Genomic DNA, 20,742 nt, shown 5'->3' with positions numbered 1-20,742 from the left:
ATAGACCGTCCAGGCCGGACGACGTTTATTGGCACTTTAGAAGCCGGCGATCTGCGCTGCGCGTAGTTGGTTGCGCAAGGCTTGTACTTCCGGATGTTGGAAAAACGCCAGCAGCTGCGCCGCTCGTTGCTGGCCGATGCCGGGTTGGCGTTGCCAGTCGGTGCTGTTGCGTTGCGCTAGGGTGTCCCAGTCGGCGTCTAATGTCACGTTGCCCGGCACACCCAGCGCGCGCAGCCAGGCGTGCTGTGGGCGTTGGCGGGCCAGGTTGAAACTCTGCTGCAGGGCCGCCGCGCTGCGCGGGCCAAGGCCTGGGACATGCTTGAGTTGTTCCGCCGAGAGGTTTAGCCAGTCGGTGAGGCTATTGATCTGTTGGGCGCGCAGCAGTTTTTCCCAGGTGCCGGGGCCAACCCCGGGTAAAGCCAGGCCCTGTTTGCCGCTAAGCCAGGCCAGGCGTGCGCGGAACTGGCTGGCGCACGCCGGCGTGGCACGCCAGCAGCTGAGGCTGTGATAAGCGTTGGCATCGGGTACCTGCAGGTCGGCGCGCTGTTGGGTGCGCCAGAGCACGCTGTCCAACGCCGGGATCGTCAGCCCGGACAGGTGAATCACCACTTGGTCGCCGGGGCGAATATCCAGCGTTTGCCAGCGTTGCAGGGAGCCCACGCTGACGTATTCGATGCGCCTGTCATCCAGCTTAACCGGCTGTACGCGCAGCACGGGAGTGATGCGCCCGCTGCGACCGATACGAAAATCTACCGCCTGCACCACGGCCAATGCCTGGCTGGCCGGGTACTTCCAGGCGACGGCCCAGTGTGGCGGTTCGGCTTGCCAGCGGGTGGCGGCTGGGCGCTGGTCTTGGCGCAGTACCACGCCGTCCGTGGCGAAGGGCAGGGCGTGGCCATACCAGTAGTCGCGCCAGTGGTTGGCCTCGGTCAGGGTGCGGATCGGTTGGCTGAATTGCTGGCTGTCGGCAAAGCCCAGTGCGCTCAGCTGCTGCATACGTTCAACCATGCTGGTTGGGCCGTCGGGCCAGTCCCAGATAAACAGGCCGATGCCTGCGCTTTCGTCGGCCGATAGTGTGTGTCGGGCCAGCAGCCCGGCGACCTTGCTTCGCGCACCCACGCCACCGGCTTGGCGCTGAATATGCCCGGGCAGGCGCCAATACAGCTCGCCCTGCAAAACCAGGTCCAGCGGATGCGGCAATTGTTTGGGAATGGCCGGTAGCTGGTGCGCCTGTAGGGTCCAGTCCTGGCCGCTGCGGCCGTCACCGCGGCTGATCAGTTGCTGCAATTGGCCCTGGCGATACACCAGGCTAACGGCTACCCCATCGACTTTAGGTTGCACCCAAAGGTCTTCGCGGTTGGCGAGCCAGTCGGCGACGGCGCGTGTATCCGCCAGCTTGCGCAGCCCGGTATGCGCAACGGGGTGGCGCAGGTGGCCAGTGCTGGTGCTGAGTGGGCTTGCATGCGGTACGTCGGTTGCCGGGAAGCAGCTGCGCCAACGCTCAAGGTTGGCGCTGGCTTGGTCATACAGCTCATCGGCGACCTGGCTTTGCCCCTGGCGGTGATAGGCGTCGTCCCAGCGGGCCAGTTGTTGGGCCAGGGCGCGTATTTCCAACTCGGCACGCGCGGCCGGCCAGTCGGGGCAGGCGGCCCAGAGGGCGTTGCTGAGTAGCAGGAGGCAGGCGAGTAGCACTTTCATGGGGAGCGTCCTTGCTCGGCGGTGGCCATGTGAGGCTAGTCGCTTTTTCCCGGGGGTTAAACTGCGCGCAATAAAAAGCCCCGCACCAGGCGGGGCTTTTTTGTGACGGCGGTTACAGGCCGGCAGCGGCGCGCAACTCGGCGGCTTTGTCGGTCTTTTCCCAGGTGAAGGTGGTGAAGCTGTCGTCGCCGACGGTCTTCTGCGCAGGCGTACGGCCGAAGTGACCATAGGCGGCGGTTTCCTGGTACATCGGGTGCAGCAGGTCGAGCATCTTGGTGATGGCGTACGGGCGCAGGTCGAAGACGTCACGCACCAGCTTGATGATTACGTCTTCGGCGACGGTGTTGGTGCCGAAGGTGTTGATCGAGATCGACGTTGGCTGGGCCACGCCGATCGCGTAGGACACCTGAATTTCGCAGCGCTCGGCCAGGCCGGCGGCGACGATGTTCTTGGCCACGTAACGACCGGCGTAGGCGGCTGAGCGGTCAACCTTGGATGGGTCCTTGCCGGAGAACGCGCCGCCGCCGTGACGGGCCATGCCGCCGTAGCTGTCGACGATGATCTTGCGCCCGGTTAGGCCGCAGTCACCCACCGGCCCGCCGATCACGAAGTTACCGGTCGGGTTGATGTGGAACTGGGTGTCTTTGTGCAGCAATTCAGCCGGCAGGGTGTGCTTGATGATCAGCTCCATCACCGCTTCGCGCAGGTCAGTCAGCGAAACATCCGGGTTGTGCTGAGTGGACAGCACCACGGCGTCGATGCCAACAACTTTGCCGCCGTCATAACGGCAGGTGACCTGGGACTTGGCATCCGGGCGCAGCCACGGCAGCAAGCCGGACTTGCGGGCTTCGGCCTGACGCTCAACCAGGCGGTGGCTGAAAACGATCGGCGCGGGCATCAATACGTCGGTTTCGTTGCTGGCATAGCCAAACATCAGGCCCTGGTCGCCAGCGCCTTGGTCTTCTGGCTTGGCGCGATCAACACCCTGGTTAATGTCGGGGGACTGCTTGCCAATGATGTTGATGATGCCGCAGGTGTTGCCGTCGAAGCCGACGTCGGAGCTGGTGTAGCCGATGTCGCAGATCACTTTGCGGGTGATTTCTTCCAGGTCGACCCAGGCGCTGGTGGTGACTTCACCGGAGACGATGGCCACACCGGTCTTAACCATGGTTTCGCAAGCCACGCGGGCGTGTTTGTCCTGGGCAATGATGGCGTCCAGTACCGCATCGGAAATCTGGTCAGCGATCTTGTCGGGATGGCCTTCGGAGACGGACTCGGAGGTAAAGAGGGCGTATTCGCTCATCGTGCGGGTTCCTGTTGGTGACCGGTAATTGCAGCCCGTGGGCCATGAGGTAGGGAAGGTTTGGCGAAGTGCCGCACCTGAATTTGGAAACCGTTGCGCAGGCCCACATACAGGCCTTCGCAGGTGGTTAGGCCGGCGGCTGTCGCCCAGCGCGCCAGGTCGTCCTGTTCAAAGCCCAGCCACAGATCGCCGCAGGCCTCGCGGGCCCAGCTCTGGTTGTGGCTGCACAGCTCGGTAATCAGCAAGCTGCCGCCCGGCTTCAAACGCTGCGCAAGCTGCTTGAGGGCCTCGGCCGGGGCGGCAACGTGGTGCAACACCATGTTCAGTACCAGGCAATCGGCCGCGGGGTAGTCATCATGCAGAGCGTCGGCCAGCTGCAGCTCAACATTGCTCAGGCCTTTCTCGGTGCAACGCAAGCGCGCCAGCTCGAGCATCGCTGCGCTGTTATCAAGTGCCAGCACTCGTTGAAAGCGCTGCGCCAGCTCTGGCAGAAAACCGCCATCGCCGGGGCCAACTTCCACCGCGCAGGCGTCAGCGGCAAAGCCCAGAGAGTCGAGCAGCGCCAATACGCTGTCACGATATTGCGGCAGGCCGGCGATCAGGTCTTGCTGCGCCTGGAAGCTTGCGGCGCTGCGGGTGAAAAACGCCTGGCTGGCGGCAGCGCGTTGGCTGTGTACGGCGGCGATACGCTGTTGTATCTCGACCGGCAGTTGAATCTGGTCGATTTCATCCAGCAGAGCGCTGTGCAGGCGACTGCCCACTTGCTCGCCTTGCGCCAGGGCGCGACGATAGAAAATCGCATTGCCTTCACGGCGCGTGGCCACCAACCCGGCTTGCGCCAAGACTTTAAGGTGGTGACTGATGCCGGACTGACCGGTGGCGAAAATTTGCGCCAGCTCCAGCACGCCAAATGAGTCGTTGGCCAAGGCGCGCAGGATATTCAGGCGCAGCGCGTCACCGCTGGCCTTGCACAGGGCAGCGAGGGCATCGACGGGCTGAAAGGCCAGTTGGGGGGCGCGCATGTTCATAGGTGGGGCAGTCTAGTCGGTCATTTTTTATCCAGCAAGACCAATATCAAAAAGTTTTGATATTGGTCTTGCTGGCATTCAGAGCATCCTGCACGTGGCGGAGCAGGGCCTCAGCCGCTGGGCTCAGGCTGTGTTCGCGGCGCCACACGGCATGCAGGTCGCGGCCAATGTGCATGTCGCTAACGGCCAAGCAACACAGCTGACCCGTACGCAGTTCCTCTTGCACCGCCAGTTCGGAGATCCAGGCGATGGCTGATCCGGCCACTAGGCTGCGCTTGAGCGCTTCGCTATTGCCCAGCGCCATGGCAATGCACGGTTGCAGGCCGCGCGCTTGATAGGCCTGTTCCAGCGTGGCGCGGGTGCCAGAACCCTGCTCGCGGATGAGCAGCGGTGCGGCGGCCAGTTCGGCGCAGCTCACTTCACGGCGCCGCGCCAGTGGGTGTTGTGCGCTGGCCACCGGTAGCAGGGCGTCAGTCCCCAGGTGGCGATGGCTGAACTGCTCGCGCTCAAACGGGCCCTCGATAAAGGCCAGGGTGATTTCGTTGTGTTGCAGTTGCCGCAAACTGGCGGCGGTATTGCCGATCTGCAGGCTGAGTTGCAACTGCGGGTACTGCTGGTGGAAGCGGGCGATTAATGGCGGCAAGAGGTAGCTGCCCAGGGTGGCGCTGGCGCCCAATTCCAGCTCGCCGCAGCTGAGGTTGGCAAAGGCCTGCAAGTCGCGTTCGGCGGCTTGCTCCAGGGCAAAAATGCGCTCGGCATAAGGCAGCAGGCGCTCCCCGGCGGCGGTCAGGGTCACGCCACGGCTCTGCCGATCAAACAGGCGCAGCTGCAGGCGTGCTTCCAGCTCGCGAATTTCCCGCGTCACCGCCGGCTGGCTAATAAACAGACGCGCGGCGCCGGCGCTGATGCTGCCGGTTTGGGCAATGGCGAGGAACACCTTGAGGTGGTGCAAATTCATAAACAGAAGGTATGCCTTGTATCTTTTATGTGTATTTTACCTATAGCACGGCTGCGCCTAACCTCCCAGTTATGGATTGCTTAAGGCGATCGACTGTGAGGAATACCGTGATGTTGCGCCCTTTTACCCGTTTGCATGAGCCGCTGGCCTTCGTCCGTCAGTTCACCCCCAACTGGTTTGCCATGACCATGGGCACCGGCGTGCTGGCCCAAGTGGTGGCCAAGCTGCCGTTGTCCTTTCCCGGGCAAATGCTGCTGGCCGAAGGCCTGTGGTGGCTGACGCTGCTGCTGTTCGGGTTGTTCAGCCTGCTGTTTGCCGCGCGCCTGCTGCTGTTTCGCGACACCCTGTGGCCGATGCTCGATCACCCGGTGCAGTCGATGTTTCTGGGGGCCATCCCCATGGGGCTGGTGCAGGTGATCAACGGCCTGCTGTTATTTGCCGAGCCCGTGTATGGCGCGGTGGTGGTGCAGGTGGCGCACGGCCTTTGGTGGCTGGCGCTGGGCTTGGCCCTTGGGGTAGCGCTGGGCGTGCCGTATCTGATGTTCACCCGGCAAAAGCATGTGCTGGAGACCCTGACGGGGGTTTGGCTGCTGCCGATTGTTGCCCCTGAAGTGGTGGCCAGTGGTGCTGCGGTGCTGGCGCCGCATCTACCTGCAGAGACCGCGCAGTTACTGCTGAGCCTCGGCTATGTGCTGTGGGGTTTATCGCTGAGTCTGGCGTTTGCCCTGATCGCCTTGGTGCTGTTGCGCCTGGCCCTGCACAAATTACCGGACATGGACTTTGCTGCCAGCAGCTGGTTGCCGCTGGGGCCGCTGGCCACCGGTTGTTTGGGCTTGATCAGCCTGGGCCAAGCAGCACCATATGCCTGGCAAGGTACGGCGTTGCAAGGCGCCGCTGAAATGGCGCAGCAACTGGGCCTGGTCGGTGGGCTGGCGCTGTGGGGCGCGGGGCTGTGGTGGTTGGTTGCTGCCAGCCTGTTCACCCAGCATTACATCCGCCGTGAGTTGCCCTTCAACCTCGGCTGGTGGGGGTTCACCTTCCCGCTGGGGGTATTCACCCTGGCCACCTTTGCCCTGCAACACCTGACCGGCTTGGCCTTCTTTACCTGGGTGGGCCTGCTGCTAGCGGCCAAGCTTGCACTGGTCTGGCTGCTGGTGATGCGTCGCACAGTGCAGGGCCTGTGGCACGGCGAACTGTTCCGCGCGCCGTGTTTGGCCGCGCAAACGCCGCTGTAAGCTGCGTTAGCGGGGCTATTTGCCGATTGACGGGGGCTTAACGACCATCTGTGATTGCCCCCATGGCCCCCGCTGGGCGAAAATGGCCGCCTTTTTCGACCCCCAGTTGCCCAAGCAGCCCGTAGGAGATTCAGTGATGCCCAGCCGTCGTGAGCGAGCCAATGCCATTCGTGCCCTCAGCATGGATGCCGTGCAGAAGGCCAACAGCGGCCATCCGGGTGCCCCGATGGGCATGGCGGATATCGCCGAAGTGCTGTGGCGCGATTTCCTCAAGCACAACCCGAGCAACCCTAAATTCGCCGACCGTGACCGCTTTGTGCTGTCCAACGGCCACGGTTCGATGCTGATCTACTCGCTGCTGCACCTGACCGGCTACGACCTGTCCATCGATGACCTGAAAAACTTCCGTCAGTTGCACAGCCGCACCCCGGGCCACCCGGAATACGGCTACACCCCAGGCGTGGAAACCACCACTGGCCCGCTGGGGCAGGGCATTGCCAACGCTGTGGGCTTCGCCATCGCGGAAAAAGTGCTGGGCGCGCAGTTCAACCGCGACGGCTACCAGATTGTTGACCACTTCACCTACGCCTTCCTCGGCGACGGCTGCATGATGGAGGGCATCAGCCACGAAGTTTGCTCGCTGGCCGGCACCTTGGGCCTGGGCAAACTGGTTGCCTTCTACGACGACAATGGCATCTCCATCGACGGTGAAGTTGAAGGTTGGTTCACCGACGACACCCCGGCGCGCTTCGAAGCGTATGGCTGGCAGGTTATCCGCAATGTCGACGGCCACGATGCCGACGAAATCAAAATGGCCATCGAGACTGCGCGTAAAACCGACGACCGTCCGACCCTGATCTGCTGCAAAACCACCATCGGCTTCGGCTCGCCGAACAAAGGCGGCAAAGAAGATTGTCACGGCGCCCCGCTGGGCGTTGAAGAGATCGCCCTGACCCGCGCCACCCTCGGCTGGAACCACGGCCCGTTTGAAATCCCGGCTGACATCTATGCCGAGTGGGACGCCAAGCAAGCCGGTGCCGCTGCCGAAGCTGAGTGGGATCAGCGTTTCGCGGCTTACGCCGCTGCCTTCCCTGAGTTGGCCAGCGAGTTCAAGCGCCGCGTTGCCGGTGAACTGCCCGCCGATTTCGCTGAGAAGACCGCGGCCTATATCCAAGACGTAGCCGCCAAAGGCGAAACCATTGCCAGCCGTAAGGCCAGCCAGAACACCCTGAATGCCTTCGGCCCGTTGCTGCCGGAATTCCTCGGCGGCTCGGCGGATCTGGCCGGCTCCAACCTGACCCTGTGGAAAGGCTGTAAGGGCGTATCGGCTGACGATGCCTCCGGCAATTACATGTTCTACGGCGTGCGCGAGTTCGGCATGAGCGCGATCATGAACGGCGTCGCCCTGCATGGCGGCTTCGTGCCGTACGGCGCGACCTTCCTGATCTTTATGGAATACGCGCGCAATGCCGTGCGCATGGCTGCGCTGATGAAGCAGCGCGTGCTGTTCGTGTTTACCCACGACTCCATCGGCTTGGGCGAAGACGGCCCAACCCACCAGCCAATCGAGCAGCTGGCCAGCCTGCGCGGCACGCCGAACCTCGACACTTGGCGTCCCTGCGACGCCGTGGAATCGGCGGTGGCCTGGAAGTACGCCATCGAGCGTGCTGACGGCCCGAGCGCACTGATCTTCAGCCGGCAGAACCTGCCGCACCAGTCGCGCGATGCCCAGCAACTGGCCGACGTCGCCCGTGGTGGTTACGTGCTGAAAGACTGCGCCGGTGAGCCGGAGCTGATCCTGATTTCCACCGGTTCGGAAATCGGTTTGGCTGTGGCCGCATTTGACAAGCTGACGGCTGAAGGCCGTTCGGTGCGCGTGGTGTCGATGCCGTCCACCAGCGTGTTCGACCAGCAGGATGCCGGCTATAAGCAGGCCGTGCTGCCGGTGCAGGTTGGCGCGCGCATCGCCATCGAAGCCTCGCATGCTGACTACTGGTACAAGTACGTGGGCCTGGAAGGTCGCATCATCGGCATGACCACCTTTGGTGAGTCGGCGCCGGCGCCAGCATTGTTTGAAGAATTCGGCTTTACCGTCGAAAACATCCTGGAAACCGCTGCCGAGCTGCTCGACGCCTGAGTGAGAACGACGCCGTAGGGTGGATCAGGGCGCGTCGCCGACGCTCTTGTGATCCACCGTTACACCGCCGGTGGATCGATGAAGCGCGATCCACCCTAGGTTCAGCCGAGATACCCGATGCCCAAGCGTCCCTATCGAATTGCCCTCAACGGTTACGGCCGCATTGGCCGTTGTGTGCTGCGTGCGTTGCATGAGCGCGGTGCCGGGGCGCAGCTGGAAATTGTTGCGCTGAACGACTTGGCCGATCAGGCCAGTATCGAATACCTGACGCGCTTCGACTCCACCCACGGGCGTTTCCCCGGTGAGGTGAAGGTCGATGGCGATTGCCTGCATATCAACGGCGACTGCGTAAAAGTGCTGCGCCAAGCCGCGCCGGAAGGCATCGACTGGGCGGCGCTGGAGATTGATCTGCTGCTGGAATGCTCCGGCCAATACACCAGCCGCGCCGCTGCCCAGCGCTTTATCGACGCCGGCGCGCCACGCCTGCTGTTATCGCAGCCGATGGCCAGCGAGGCAGATATCGATGCCACGGTGGTCTACGGGGTCAATCAGGCTTGCCTGACGGGCCGCGAGCGGCTGGTGTCGAACGCCTCCTGCACCACCAATTGCGGCGTGCCGTTGCTCAAGTTGCTGAATGAAACAGTGGGTATCGAGTATGTGTCGATCACCACCATCCATTCTGCGATGAACGACCAGCCGGTGATCGACGCTTACCACCACGAAGACCTGCGCCGTACGCGCTCGGCCTTTCAGTCGGTGATTCCGGTGTCCACTGGCCTGGCTCGCGGTATTGAGCGCCTGCTGCCGGAACTAAGCGGGCGCATCCAAGCCAAAGCCATACGCGTGCCGACGGTCAATGTCTCGTGCCTGGATATCACCCTGCAGACCGCCCGCGATACATCGGCGGCCGAGATCAATGCGGTGTTGCGTCAGGCGGCTGAGAGCGGCCCGCTCAGAGGCCTGCTGGCCTACACCGAACTGCCCCATGCCAGCTGCGATTTCAACCATGACCCGCATTCGGCGATTGTCGATGGCAGCCAGACCCGTGTCTCCGGCCCGCGCTTGGTCAACCTGCTGGCCTGGTTCGACAACGAGTGGGGCTTTGCCAACCGCATGCTTGATGTTGCTGAACACTTTCTCTCCCTGACTACTCCAGCCCCCGTGAAGGACTGATATATGACCGTTCTGAAGATGACCGACCTCGACCTCGCCGGTAAGCGCGTGCTGATCCGCGAAGACCTCAACGTGCCGGTAAAAGACGGCGCGGTGAAGAGCGACGCGCGCATCCTCGCCTCCCTGCCGACCATCAAGCTGGCGTTGGAGAAGGGCGCAGCGGTCATGGTCTGCTCTCACTTGGGTCGTCCGACCGAAGGTGAGTTCAGCGAAGAAAACAGCCTGGCGCCGGTCGCCGCCTACCTGAGCAAGGCCCTCGGCCGCGATGTGCCGCTGGTGGCGGATTACCTGAACGGCGTGGAACTCAAAGCCGGCGAGATCGTGCTGTTCGAGAACGTGCGCTTCAACAAGGGCGAGAAGAAAAACGCCGATGAACTGGCCCAGCAGTACGCTGCGCTGTGCGACGTATTCGTGATGGACGCCTTCGGCACCGCTCACCGCGCTGAGGGTTCGACCCATGGCGTCGCCAAGTTCGCCAAGGTGGCCTGCGCCGGCCCGCTGCTGGCGGCCGAGCTGGACGCCCTGGGCAAAGCGCTGGGTAACCCGGCCAAGCCAATGGCCGCGATCGTCGCCGGTTCCAAGGTGTCGACCAAGCTTGACGTGCTCAATAGCCTGAGCCAGATCTGCGATCAGCTGATTGTCGGCGGCGGTATTGCCAACACCTTCCTCGCCGCAGCCGGTTTCCCGGTCGGCAAGTCGCTGTACGAGGCCGATCTGGTTGAGACCGCCAAGGCCATCGCGGCCAAGGTCAGCGTGCCGTTGCCGGTCGACGTGGTCGTCGCCAAGGCCTTCGCCGAAGACGCCGAAGCCACCGTCAAACTGGTCGCCGATGTGGCTGAGGACGACATGATTCTGGATATCGGCCCGCAAACTGCCGCGCAGTTTGCCGAGTTGTTGAAATCCTCGAAGACCATCCTGTGGAACGGCCCGGTCGGTGTGTTTGAGTTCGACCAGTTCGGCAACGGCACCCAGGTGCTGGCCCAGGCTATCGCCGAAAGCCCGGCGTTCTCCATCGCCGGTGGTGGCGATACCCTGGCGGCCATCGACAAATACGGCGTTGGTGCGCAGATTAGCTATATCTCCACTGGCGGCGGCGCGTTCCTTGAGTTCGTTGAGGGCAAGGTGCTGCCGGCGGTTGAGGTGCTGGAACAGCGCGCCAAGGCGTGAATAGCCTGGTCAGGGAGCGAGCCGCGATGCTGAAACCGATCACCCTGCTGGCGTTGCTCAGCCTGCTCGGCGCCTGCGCCAGTCAGCCCGCGCCGTCGGATAACTGGACGCGCTGGGTGTGCGACAGCCAGGCGCAAGTGCTCTGGCGCTTAGCCGATAGCAAGGGTGAGGCGGTGGATGTGCGCCTGAGTGGCGGCGATACCGTCTATCGCCTGACTCAGGAGCCCGCTGGTTCAGGGGCCCTGTACAGTGACGGCTCGCTGTCTTTCCACACCAAGGGTGAGCAGGGGGTGGTTTACTGGACCGCCAGCGATGAGCTGATCGGCCGTGGCTGCAAGGCGCCCTAGGTAACGACTTGAATACAGGCCAGGCTCACGCCTGGTTTTTGCATGACCTGAACAGCGCCTGCCCTTTGCGGCAGGCTTGAATGATTAACGAGCCCCACCGGGAGAAAGAACACCATGGCACTTATCAGCATGCGCCAGATGCTCGACCACGCCGCCGAATTCGGCTATGGCGTGCCGGCCTTCAACGTCAACAACCTCGAGCAGATGCGCGCGATCATGGAAGCGGCCGACAAAACCGATTCCCCAGTGATCGTTCAGGCCTCCGCCGGTGCGCGCAAATATGCTGGCGCGCCGTTCTTGCGCCACCTGATCCTCGCGGCCATCGAAGAATTCCCGCATATCCCGGTGTGCATGCACCAGGACCACGGCACCAGCCCGGATGTGTGCCAGCGCTCGATCCAGCTGGGCTTCAGCTCGGTGATGATGGACGGCTCGCTGAAAGAAGACGGCAAAACCCCGGCTGACTACGACTACAACGTGCGCGTCACCCAGCAGACCGTGGCCTTTGCCCACGCCTGCGGCGTGTCGGTGGAAGGTGAGCTGGGTTGCCTGGGCAGCCTGGAAACGGGTATGGCCGGCGAAGAAGACGGCATCGGTGCAGAAGGCGTGCTCGATCACAGCCAGATGCTCACCGACCCGGAAGAAGCCGCTGACTTCGTCAAGCGCACCCAGGTCGATGCACTCGCCATCGCCATCGGCACCAGCCACGGCGCCTACAAGTTCACCAAGCCGCCTACCGGTGACATCCTCGCCATCGACCGTATCAAGGCGATCCACGCGCGCATCCCCAACACCCACCTGGTGATGCACGGCTCCAGCTCGGTCCCGCAAGAGTGGCTGGCGATCATCAACCAGTACGGCGGCGACATCAAAGAAACCTACGGCGTGCCGGTTGAAGAAATCGTTGAAGGCATCAAGTACGGCGTGCGCAAGGTCAATATCGACACCGACCTGCGTCTGGCGTCCACCGGTGCCATGCGCCGCCTGATGGCGGAGAACCCGAGCGAGTTCGACCCGCGCAAGTTCTTCGGTGCCACTGTGACCGCCATGCGCGACATCTGCATCGCTCGTTACGAAGCCTTCGGCACCGCCGGTAATGCTTCGAAGATCAAGCCGATGAACCTGGAAACCATGTTCCAGCGTTATGCCAAAGGTGAGCTGGCCGCCAAGGTCAACTAAGCCTGGGCGTATGCCCATTGCTGCACACAAAAGCCCGCTTTTAAGCGGGCTTTTGTTTTAGTTGCGCGTGATGGACAGAGGGCGGTGTTCGGCCTTGAGCTTGTAGAACGTTGCGCTGCCGGCCTCGCTGTCATAGCCGCTGTTGTCTTGTGGGTAGGCGCCTGCCTTGAAATACAGCAGGTGGGTGGCCCAGCGCTTATCCAGGCGGTCCTTCCACTTAGCGGAATTGACGGTTATCCCCAGGGTGCCGTTGGGGGTCAGGTGAATGCTGTAACTGAGGGTTTGGTTAAGGCGCAGGTCTTTGGCTAGAGGGACCGTCTTAACCACGCCGTCCGGGACCATCCGCAGCTTCGCCACGAGGGTGCCGCTGGCGCTGCTTTCTTTGTACTCGTACTCCAGCTTGAGCATGGGCTTGTCGTTTTTGTAGCCATGGATCTGGCCAACCACCATCCTGCCGGAGGAAGGCACCTGAGTGACTTTGAGGGTCGCGCTCAGGTAGTTGTCGGCGCTCGGGTAGGTCCAGTTGCGCAGTTTGCCGTCGGCAAAGGTTTCGCGCAGTTCGCTGCGTGGGTAGCTGGCGTTACTGGTGGTGCTGCCATTAACCGGCGCCCAGAAAAAGATCTTGGCGGCGTCTGACTTGAAATAGTGGTCTTGATAGCCGCCCATCAGCAGGGGGGTTGAAATGATGGTTGCCGGCACACCGACAGGGATGGTGAGGTTCCAGGTTGCGAGGTCAATCATGACAACGTTCTCGTAAGAGCACTTTCAGCAGGGCATATCTCATCCGCGAGTCAGTAGGTGTTTACTCGGCATTCCAGCCTGTGCGCTTGAACTAAAAGTTAGGGCCAGTGGTGGCAGTGTTGCCGTGTCGCACGAGGGCTAAGGCGCCGTCGGGCAGGGGCTTTATACCTGCGATAGCGCAGCCTGTAACGGTTATTTGCTGGTTTGTTGGCGTCAATAAAATGCTGGTTTTTGCGCTGGCCATTACATCGCCAGCAAATATGGCGGCCTAGAAATTACGACGTAAAAGCTCATGCGTTGAAAACTAAGGAGAGTTTTTGCTGTCCGGTGTCAGTTTTTTGGACGGCAAATCCGGATGGGCATTTTCTGAGGAGAAGCTATCCGATGAACGGGCGGCTACACCAAGGCGCTGGCGCCACGTAAATGCCGGGTTATGCCGTTGCTGCTCAATACCGTTGGCCTGAACGGGGACGAAATGTGCCGGTGGCTGAGTTGATGTTGGGGGTGTGTCGACTGACCGCGCGTGGCTCACCTGTCGCCCATTTTTGGGCTCGGTAAAACCATGTAAAACACCTGCCGCATGCCGCTTGGCCCGCTGGTCCATACTCGGCGCTCTGTTGCTTCTGGACGTCCGCCCGCATGCCGAGCAAATCCCGCACGTTGCTGTACTTCCTTCTGGCTGTTTTGCTGGCAAGTGTGCTGGGCAGCGTGCTGCAAACGCAGTTCAACCTGGCCAACCTGCAAGCACTCGGTGCGCCGATACCGTTTGAGGTGCGTGCGCACACCACCGGCCTCGATCTGCTGGGCTTTAGCCCGACCTTCGCGGCGCTGGTGATCCTTGGTTTTTTCTTCGCATTACCGGCGGCGAGTTTGCTTACGCGCCTCTGGCCAACTGGCCGCTGGCTGTTGTTCGCCCTGGCCGGCGCGTTGGCGGTGTGGTTGGCGATGGCGTTAGCCAATGCGCTGCTGCCGATGCCGACCTTGATTGGTGCCAACCGCAGCCTGGCCGGCACTCTCGGGCTGATGGCCTGCGGCAGCCTAGGTGCGTTGTTATTCGCCCAGCTGGTGCGGCGTTCACTGCCAGTGCCATCCTGATATTCCCCTGCACGCAAAAGGCCCGAACCATGTTGAAGACGTCCCGCGCCCTGTTGTTGCTTGGTCTGCTTGGCAGCAGCCTGGCGCACGCCATGGATTACCGCATCGAAACCGTCACCGCCGGCCTGGAGCACCCCTGGTCGCTGGCCTTCCTGCCCGATGGGCGCATGTTGGTGACCGAGCGGGTGGGGCGTTTACGCCTCATCGAGCAGGACGGTAGCCTCAATCCGCAGCCAGTCGGTGGCGTGCCTGCGGGCTTTGTTGCCGCTCAAGCAGGGCTGATGGAGGTGCTGCTCGACCCTGAATTCGCCAGCAATCAGCAGCTGTACCTCAGTTATGCCTACGGCACCGCCCAGGCCAACAACACTCGCCTGGCCAAGGCGCGCCTCGTCGATGGGCAGCTGCAGGATGTGCAGGTGCTATTTAGCGCGTTGCCCACCAAAACGGGGGCGGCCCATTACGGTGGGCGCATGGCCTTTCTCGCCGATAACACGCTGGTGCTGACCCTGGGCGATGGTTTTGACTGGCGCGAGCAGGCGCAGAACACGGGCAACCACCTTGGCAAGATCGTGCGCCTCAACCGTGATGGCAGTATCCCTCAGGACAACCCGCTGGTCGGTCAGCCGGGTGCTGCGGCGGAGATCTACAGCCTGGGGCATCGCAATGTGCAGGGCATCGTCTATGACGCTCAGCTCAAGCGTCTGTACAGCCACGAGCATGGCCCGCGCGGCGGCGATGAGCTGAACCTGATCGAGCCCGGTACCAACTACGGTTGGCCGCTGATCACCTATGGCGTTGACTACAGCGGTGCGCAGATTTCGCCCTACACCGAACTGCCCGGTTTGCAGCAGCCGTTGCTGCACTGGACGCCTTCGGTGGCACCGTCGAGCCTGACCCAGTACCGTGGTGCGCTGTTCCCCGAGTGGCAGGGCGACCTGTTCGCCTCGACGTTGGCCGAACGCAGCGTGCGCCGTATTCGCCTGCAGCACGGTAAGTTAGCGGGGCAGGAGGTGCTGTTTGAAGAATTGGGTGAGCGCATCCGTGATGTGCGCAGTGGCCCTGATGGTGCGCTGTACCTGCTGACCGATAACGCGGACGGGCGTCTGCTGCGTGTAGTGCCGAGCCCTTAATGGCGCTGCGCCGGGCGTTAAACGCCGCACCCTGGCGCGTGCGGCGTGCGGCATAATTACCCGCCCTCTAGCGCTGCCTAATCGACCATGACCCCGCTTAAATACCTGCAAGGCTACCCCGCCCAGCTGCAAGACAAGATCCGCCAGCTGATTGCCGAGCAGCGCTTGGGCGATTACCTGGCGCGGTCTTACAGCGGTAAGCATGCGATTCAAAGCGACAAGGCGCTGTATGCCTATATCCAGGGGCTCAAGCAGGAGCACCTGCGCAATGCCCCGGCCATCGACAAAGTGCTGTATGACAACCGCCTTGACCTGACCCACCGCGCCCTCGGCCTGCACACGGCGATCTCGCGCGTCCAGGGCGGCAAGCTCAAGGCGAAGAAGGAAATCCGCGTGGCTTCACTGTTTCGCGAGGCCGCGCCGGAGTTTCTGCAGATGATCGTGGTGCATGAGCTGGCACACCTGAAAGAGGCCGAGCACAACAAAGCTTTCTACAAGCTCTGCGAGTACATGCTGCCCGGCTATCACCAGCTGGAGTTCGACCTGCGGGTGTACCTGACTTGGCGCGAGTTGCCCAACACCGCAGGCGCGCTGTCAGCCCCGCAGCAGTAAATTGAGCTGATCCACCACTTCGGCCCATTCGGCGTCGGCTAAAAACTGTTGGCGCAAAAAATCCGCCTGGGCTGGGTCCCAGAATGGCGCATCAGCCAGGCGGCAGTCTTCCGCCAAGGGCGAGTGGCGCTTGATAAAGAGGTCGATGCTGACCGGGTCATGTTCGAGGCCCAGCTGTTGAAACAGGGTGGCGAGGTCTTGGACGTTGGCTTGCATAGCGGTCTCCCTTGGACGCTATCGGCTGATAGCCCTTTAGTCGACCGACAGAATCTCTAACAGTTGCACGCCACTGGCCAAGCGCAGGGTGACTTCGTCGCCAATCGTCTTTCCCAGCAGCACTTGCCCGAGGGGTGCTTGCGGACCGATCACCTGCACGGCCTGGCCAGCCTGCTGCAGTTTCATCGCCGCGCCGTCCGGGCCGAGGAACAGGCATTGGCGGCGGTCGTCGTCATCGCTCAGTTCAATCAGCGCACCGAGCTGGATGCCCTGCTGCTGGTCGAAAGTCCGCAGCACCAACTGCTTCCAGTTGGCCAGGGTCTGGCGAATAGCCGCCGCGCGGCGTGCCTGCCCGGTGGCCAGATAGGACGCCTCCAGGCCGAGGGTGTCGTACTTGTTTTCGGCGATATTTTCTTCATGGGTCGCCGTTTCATAAGCGGTCAGCGCCGCCTGCTGGGCCTGCAGCAGGTCATCTTCGAGGCGGGCGATTACCCGGTGCAGCAGTTCGGTCTTGTTCATGGCGGCTACTTGATGGGCAGGCGGGCAGGGTAGCGGAAAGCATCAGGGCCGGCCTGCTGGTTTAACTGCGGCGCTTGAGCAAGTGCGCGGCCAGGGTGCGCAGCGGCCCGAGTTGACGACAGATCAGCGCCAGCTGGGTTTGCACCAGGCGTTGCGGGTCGTCTAGGTCGTCGCTGAGCTGCTCAAGCTCGGCGGCCAGCTGTTCTTCGGCATCACTGTGGATGGCCACCGGGCGTTCTTCGTTCAGGCAGCTGGCAATCTCTTCCAGGCTGGCGGCCAACTGGCTGGCGCTGGCCAGTAGCGGGTTGTCGCTTCCACTCAGGCTGGTTTCGCCCCGGTGCGCGCCAAGGCCCGAGAGGTAGCTCAAGAGGGTGTGCGACAGCACCAGAAAGCGAAAACCAATGTCCGCCTCCTTACGGAAATGCCCCGGCTCCATCAGCATATTGCCCAGGGTGGTCGACAGCGTGGCGTCGGCGTTGTGCGCGTTTCGCCGGGCCAGGCGGTAGGCCAGGTCGTCGCGCTTACCGTTTGCGTACTGGGCGATGATCTGCTGCAGGTAGCGGCTGTTGCAGCTCAGCGTGTTGGCCAGCAGGCGATTGAGGCGACGGCCCTGCCAGTCCGGCAGAATCAGCAGCACGGCTAACCCGGCGATCAGGCTGCCGAGCAAGGTATCGACCAGGCGTGGAATAAACAGCCCGTAGCCATCGCCGACCTGGTTAAAGCAGAACAGCACCAGCAGGGTGATGGCGGCCGTGGCCAGGGTGTAGCGGCTGCTGCGCAGGGCAAAGAACACCACCCCGGCGACCACGGCAAACAGTGCCTGCACCAGCGGGTTGGGGAACAGGTCAAACAGCGCCCAACCCAGTAACAGGCCAAGCACGGTGCCGCTGATGCGCTGCACCAGCTTGAGCCGGGTCGCGCCGTAGTTCGGCTGGCAGACGAACAGCGTGGTTAGCAGAATCCAGTAGCCCTGAGTGGGGTGAATCCAGTGCAGCACGCCGTAGCCGGCGGCCAGCGCGATGGACAGGCGCAGGGCGTGGCGAAACAGCAGTGAAGTCGGTGTCAGCTGTAGGCGCACGCGCTCCCAGACATCCTTGAGTGACTGCGGCTCACGGTCGAGCAGGCTACTGTCTTGCTGTTCGGCCATGGCGTCGGGGTTGCTGGCATTGCCCAGCAGTGCATCCAGGCTGCGCAGGTTGCCGGCCAGTGCGCCGAGTGAGCGCAACAGGTGGCGCCAGGCTGGGTTGCTCTGCACGCGCAGGTGTTCGAGGGAGTCGTGCAGGTCAGTCAACGCCTGATGGCACAGCTCGCGGTACTCGAACGGCTGGCGCAGCTCGATGGCCTGAGCCAGGCGCTGACAGGCCTCGCCATGCAGGCGCAGCAGACGTTGGCAGCGGAACAACACATCGCTGTGGAAGAACGCCTCGGCCAGTTCGTTGTAGGGGTAGTGCGAGGAGCTGGCGCGCTCGTGAACGTCCTGGGCGAGAAAATACAGTTTCAGGTAGCGGCTGACCTTCGGCCCCGGCCGACCATTGCCGACCCGGTGCAGGATGATTTCCTTGGCGGCATTCAGCGCCGCCACCACGCGACCGTTCTGCTTGGCCAGCGCCAGGCGGCGTTCTTCTACATCCAATTGGCGCAGCGGTTCAAACAGCGCCGCCTTGAGTTTCAGGTACTGGCCCAGCTCGCGGAATACGCGCGCCAGGCTGTGCTGCACCGGCTGGTTGGCGAACAGCGCATTCCACAGCACCGACAGCAGGCCGTACCAGGCCGCGCCTGCCACCAGCAGCAGTGGCTCTTGCCAGAGCCCGGCGGCGCCGCCACGTTGCTCGACGCCGATCATGCTGTACACCGCCAGAATCAGCGTGGCCGCGCCAAGGGTGGCGTAGCGTTCACCCAGTGCGCCGAGCATGGTCAGGGCAAAGCTCGACAGCGCCAGGGCGCAGACGAACAGCCAGGGGTGGGGAAATAGAAATTCCACCGCATAGGCCGCCACGCTGAAGCAGCCGAGGGTGACCAGCAGCGCCACCAGGCGGCCCTGCCAGCTGTCATCGGTTTCCGCCAGGGCGCTGGCGATCACCCCGAGAAACAGCGGGATCAGTGCATGCATCCAGCCCTGCGACCAGCACAACAGCAACGCCCCGCTGAGGGCAATAAACACCCGCAGGCTGTAGCTGAATTTATCTTGCGCCCAAAGGCGGCGCAGCGAGTGGCGGAGCGAAGGGGAAGGCATCGAGCGGTGGCCCTGAACGTGAGACGGACAAGAAAGACTAATGGAATAACCTAGCGGACGGCACGGCCTATCAGCATAAATCCAGGCTGCTGGGCGTTGGCGCCGGCCGGCCCGTTACAGCGGCCAGACCAGCAGCAACAGCGGCACGCTGACCACCACCACAAGTATTTCCAGGGGCAGGCCAAGGCGCCAATAGTCGCCGAAGCGAAAGCCCCCAGGGCTGAGAATCAAGGTGTTGTTCTGATGGCCAATGGGGGTGAGGAATGAGCAAGAGGCACCGATCGCCACAGCCATCAGCAAGGCATCCGCGCTGACGCCCAGTTGGCTGGCGGCGCTCAAGGCAATCGGGCACATCACTGCAGCGGTGGCGGCATTGTTCATAAAGTCTGAAAGGGTCATGGTCACCACCAGCAGCAGTGTCAGCATCACCACCGGATTCCCCTGGGCCAGGTGTTCCATTAACAGGCGCGCGAGCAAGTCAGCCGCACCGGTTTCGGACATGGCCCCAGCCACCGGGATCATCGCGCCCAGCAGCACAATCACCGGCCAGTCAATGGCCTGGTACAGCTGGCGCAGGGGCACCACGCGCGTCACCATAAACACCAGCATGCCCGCGGCAAACGCCACTGCCGCCGACAACACACCGAACGCTGCCAGCGCCACAGCCAGCAGCATCACCCCTACGGCGAGCCCGGCCTGAGTCGGGTTGGGGATGCTGATGTCGCGGTCGGCCAGCGGTACGCACTCGTAGTCATTGGCAAAGTCAGCGATATCGCTGGGCTCGCCTTGTAACAGCAAGACATCGCCGTGTTCGATCAGGGTCGAGCGCAGACGCTTGATTGAGCGGTGGCTCTGGCGTGAGATTGCCAACAGATTGATGCGGTAGCGATGCCGTAGACGAATATGGCTGGCCGCCAGCCCGATCAGCCGCGAGTCCGGGCGTACCAGCAGCTCCTGCAGCACGCTGTTGTCATGGCTGGTGTCTTTCTTGTCGTCGGCTTTGTCCTGTGCAGACTCGCTGTTCTGCGTGTCCGCTACGGGCTGTTTGGCGGCTTCCAAGACCAGCCCCAGGGTGTTGAGCACGTCGCCGAGGGCTTCTGGTTCGGCCTCGATCATCAGCACATCATCGACTTGCAGGATGCGCCGCGGGTTGGGTGCCGACAGGCGCAGCTTGTTGCGCACCATGCCCACGACTTGGGCGTCGGCCTCTTCCAGCAGTTGCTCGACTTCACTGAGGCTCTTGCCTTCAGCTTTAGCGCCGGCCTTAACCCGTGCTTCGGTAATGTAGGTGCCCGTGTCAAAGCTGGCCGCACCGGCCACCTCCCGGCGTGGCACCAGGCGCCAGCCGATCAGGGCAATAAACAGCACACCACTCAGCGCTACGGCCACGCCGACGGGGCTGAAATCAAACATGGCAAACGGCCCGGCACCGCTTTGCGCGCGGAAGCTGGACACAATCAAGTTGGGCGGCGTGCCGATCAAGGTGGTCATGCCGCCCAGAATGGTGCCGAAAGCCAGTGGCATCAGCAGGCGCCCGGGCGGCAGGTCGTGTTTGCTGGCAATCTTCAGGGCGATAGGCATCAGCAGGGCGAGCGCGCCGACGTTGTTCATAAAAGCCGATAACAGGGCGCCAAGCCCGGTCAGCGCGGCGATTGAGAGCATCGGCCCAGCATTGGCGGGCAACACCCGTTTCGCCACGGCGTCCACCGCGCCAGTGCGCTGTAAACCAAAGCTGAGCACCAGCACGCAGGCCACGGTGATCACGGCCGGGTGGCCAAAACCGACAAAGGCTTCTTGGTCGGGCACCAGGCCGGCGATCACGCAGGCCAGGAGTGCGGCCAGCGCGACGATGTCATGCCGCCAGCGGCCCCAGAGGAACATGCCGATGGTGGCGGTGAGGATGGCGAAGATAAAACCTTGGTCTTGGGTCATGCGGGCAAACCATCCTTAGAAAGAGTCCACTAATGAGCG

18 protein-coding genes are annotated in these 20,742 nt (G+C 62.7%); 9 read left to right on the top strand and 9 right to left on the bottom strand.

What is annotated here, in order from left to right; all coding sequences use genetic code 11:
- Positions 1-36 precede the first annotated feature (36 nt).
- The 4 genes from ligB to AC0J6G_RS14660 all read right to left on the bottom strand — a co-directional run bounded on the left by ligB (position 37) and on the right by AC0J6G_RS14660 (position 4,987).
- The gene (ligB, locus tag AC0J6G_RS14675; protein WP_475248893.1) at positions 37-1,698 is read right to left on the bottom strand and encodes an NAD-dependent DNA ligase LigB; all 1,662 of its coding nucleotides are present in this window, start codon (positions 1,696-1,698) and stop codon (positions 37-39) included.
- Between the two features lie 112 nt (positions 1,699-1,810).
- On the bottom strand, positions 1,811-3,001 hold the full coding sequence (metK, locus tag AC0J6G_RS14670) for a methionine adenosyltransferase (protein WP_475248891.1): 1,191 nt from the start codon (positions 2,999-3,001) through the stop codon (positions 1,811-1,813).
- Positions 2,998-4,029: an ArsR/SmtB family transcription factor gene (locus tag AC0J6G_RS14665; protein WP_475248889.1), complete on the bottom strand. Its 1,032-nt coding sequence runs from the start codon at positions 4,027-4,029 to the stop codon at positions 2,998-3,000. Before AC0J6G_RS14665 ends, metK begins: the two co-directional genes overlap by 4 nt.
- A 46-nt stretch (positions 4,030-4,075) precedes the next feature.
- Positions 4,076-4,987, bottom strand: coding sequence for a LysR family transcriptional regulator (locus AC0J6G_RS14660; RefSeq protein ID WP_475248887.1), 912 nt, complete (start codon positions 4,985-4,987; stop codon positions 4,076-4,078).
- Between the two features lie 110 nt (positions 4,988-5,097).
- Here AC0J6G_RS14660 and AC0J6G_RS14655 point away from each other — a divergent pair, with 110 nt between their 5' ends.
- The 6 genes from AC0J6G_RS14655 to fba all read left to right on the top strand — a co-directional run bounded on the left by AC0J6G_RS14655 (position 5,098) and on the right by fba (position 12,225).
- A complete protein-coding gene (locus tag AC0J6G_RS14655; protein WP_475248885.1) occupies positions 5,098-6,222 on the top strand; it encodes a TDT family transporter in 1,125 nt (374 codons plus the stop codon).
- A 136-nt stretch (positions 6,223-6,358) separates the two neighbouring features.
- On the top strand, positions 6,359-8,359 hold the full coding sequence (gene tkt / locus AC0J6G_RS14650; protein WP_475248884.1) for a transketolase: 2,001 nt from the start codon (positions 6,359-6,361) through the stop codon (positions 8,357-8,359).
- A 117-nt stretch (positions 8,360-8,476) separates the two neighbouring features.
- On the top strand, positions 8,477-9,532 hold the full coding sequence (gene epd, locus AC0J6G_RS14645; RefSeq protein WP_475248882.1) for an erythrose-4-phosphate dehydrogenase: 1,056 nt from the start codon (positions 8,477-8,479) through the stop codon (positions 9,530-9,532).
- Between the two features lie 3 nt (positions 9,533-9,535).
- Positions 9,536-10,699 carry a phosphoglycerate kinase gene (locus AC0J6G_RS14640; RefSeq protein WP_475248880.1) on the top strand — a complete coding sequence of 388 codons (1,164 nt, stop codon included), beginning with the start codon at positions 9,536-9,538 and terminating at the stop codon, positions 10,697-10,699.
- 26 nt (positions 10,700-10,725) lie between these two features.
- Complete coding sequence (locus tag AC0J6G_RS14635) at positions 10,726-11,046, top strand: MliC family protein (protein ID WP_475248878.1); 321 nt, start codon at positions 10,726-10,728, stop codon at positions 11,044-11,046.
- Between the two features lie 114 nt (positions 11,047-11,160).
- Positions 11,161-12,225 carry a class II fructose-bisphosphate aldolase gene (gene fba / locus AC0J6G_RS14630; RefSeq protein WP_475248876.1) on the top strand — a complete coding sequence of 355 codons (1,065 nt, stop codon included), beginning with the start codon at positions 11,161-11,163 and terminating at the stop codon, positions 12,223-12,225.
- A gap of 57 nt (positions 12,226-12,282) precedes the next feature.
- On the opposite strand, the gene AC0J6G_RS14625 is transcribed toward fba, so the two are convergent.
- Positions 12,283-12,966, bottom strand: a complete 684-nt coding sequence (locus AC0J6G_RS14625; protein WP_475248874.1) for a polysaccharide lyase family 7 protein — start codon at positions 12,964-12,966, stop codon at positions 12,283-12,285.
- 639 nt (positions 12,967-13,605) lie between these two features.
- On the opposite strand from AC0J6G_RS14625, the gene AC0J6G_RS14620 reads away from it, so the two are divergent.
- The 3 genes from AC0J6G_RS14620 to AC0J6G_RS14610 all read left to right on the top strand — a co-directional run bounded on the left by AC0J6G_RS14620 (position 13,606) and on the right by AC0J6G_RS14610 (position 15,803).
- Positions 13,606-14,061 carry a hypothetical protein gene (locus AC0J6G_RS14620; RefSeq protein ID WP_475248872.1) on the top strand — a complete coding sequence of 152 codons (456 nt, stop codon included), beginning with the start codon at positions 13,606-13,608 and terminating at the stop codon, positions 14,059-14,061.
- A gap of 29 nt (positions 14,062-14,090) precedes the next feature.
- A complete protein-coding gene (locus tag AC0J6G_RS14615; RefSeq protein WP_475248870.1) occupies positions 14,091-15,191 on the top strand; it encodes a PQQ-dependent sugar dehydrogenase in 1,101 nt (366 codons plus the stop codon).
- Between the two features lie 87 nt (positions 15,192-15,278).
- Positions 15,279-15,803: a YgjP-like metallopeptidase domain-containing protein gene (locus AC0J6G_RS14610; protein ID WP_475248868.1), complete on the top strand. Its 525-nt coding sequence runs from the start codon at positions 15,279-15,281 to the stop codon at positions 15,801-15,803.
- Here the strand turns inward: AC0J6G_RS14610 and AC0J6G_RS14605 are convergent.
- The 4 genes from AC0J6G_RS14605 to AC0J6G_RS14590 form a co-directional block, all read right to left on the bottom strand.
- Entirely contained in the window at positions 15,786-16,019 is a 234-nt protein-coding gene (locus AC0J6G_RS14605; RefSeq protein WP_475248866.1) for a DUF2789 domain-containing protein, read from the bottom strand. The genes AC0J6G_RS14610 and AC0J6G_RS14605 overlap by 18 nt on opposite strands.
- Positions 16,020-16,055: 36 nt before the next feature.
- Positions 16,056-16,538, bottom strand: coding sequence for a GreA/GreB family elongation factor (locus AC0J6G_RS14600; RefSeq protein WP_475248864.1), 483 nt, complete (start codon positions 16,536-16,538; stop codon positions 16,056-16,058).
- A 61-nt stretch (positions 16,539-16,599) separates the two neighbouring features.
- Positions 16,600-18,771, bottom strand: coding sequence for a YccS family putative transporter (yccS, locus tag AC0J6G_RS14595; protein ID WP_475248862.1), 2,172 nt, complete (start codon positions 18,769-18,771; stop codon positions 16,600-16,602).
- A gap of 114 nt (positions 18,772-18,885) precedes the next feature.
- Entirely contained in the window at positions 18,886-20,703 is a 1,818-nt protein-coding gene (locus tag AC0J6G_RS14590; protein WP_475248860.1) for an SLC13 family permease, read from the bottom strand.
- Between the last annotated feature and the right edge of the window lie 39 nt (positions 20,704-20,742).

Source organism: Pseudomonas sp. TS_SC_3 (assembly GCF_056156225.1).
Note: the sequence above shows the minus strand (reverse complement) of the source record. Positions and strands in the feature narration are given on the sequence as shown.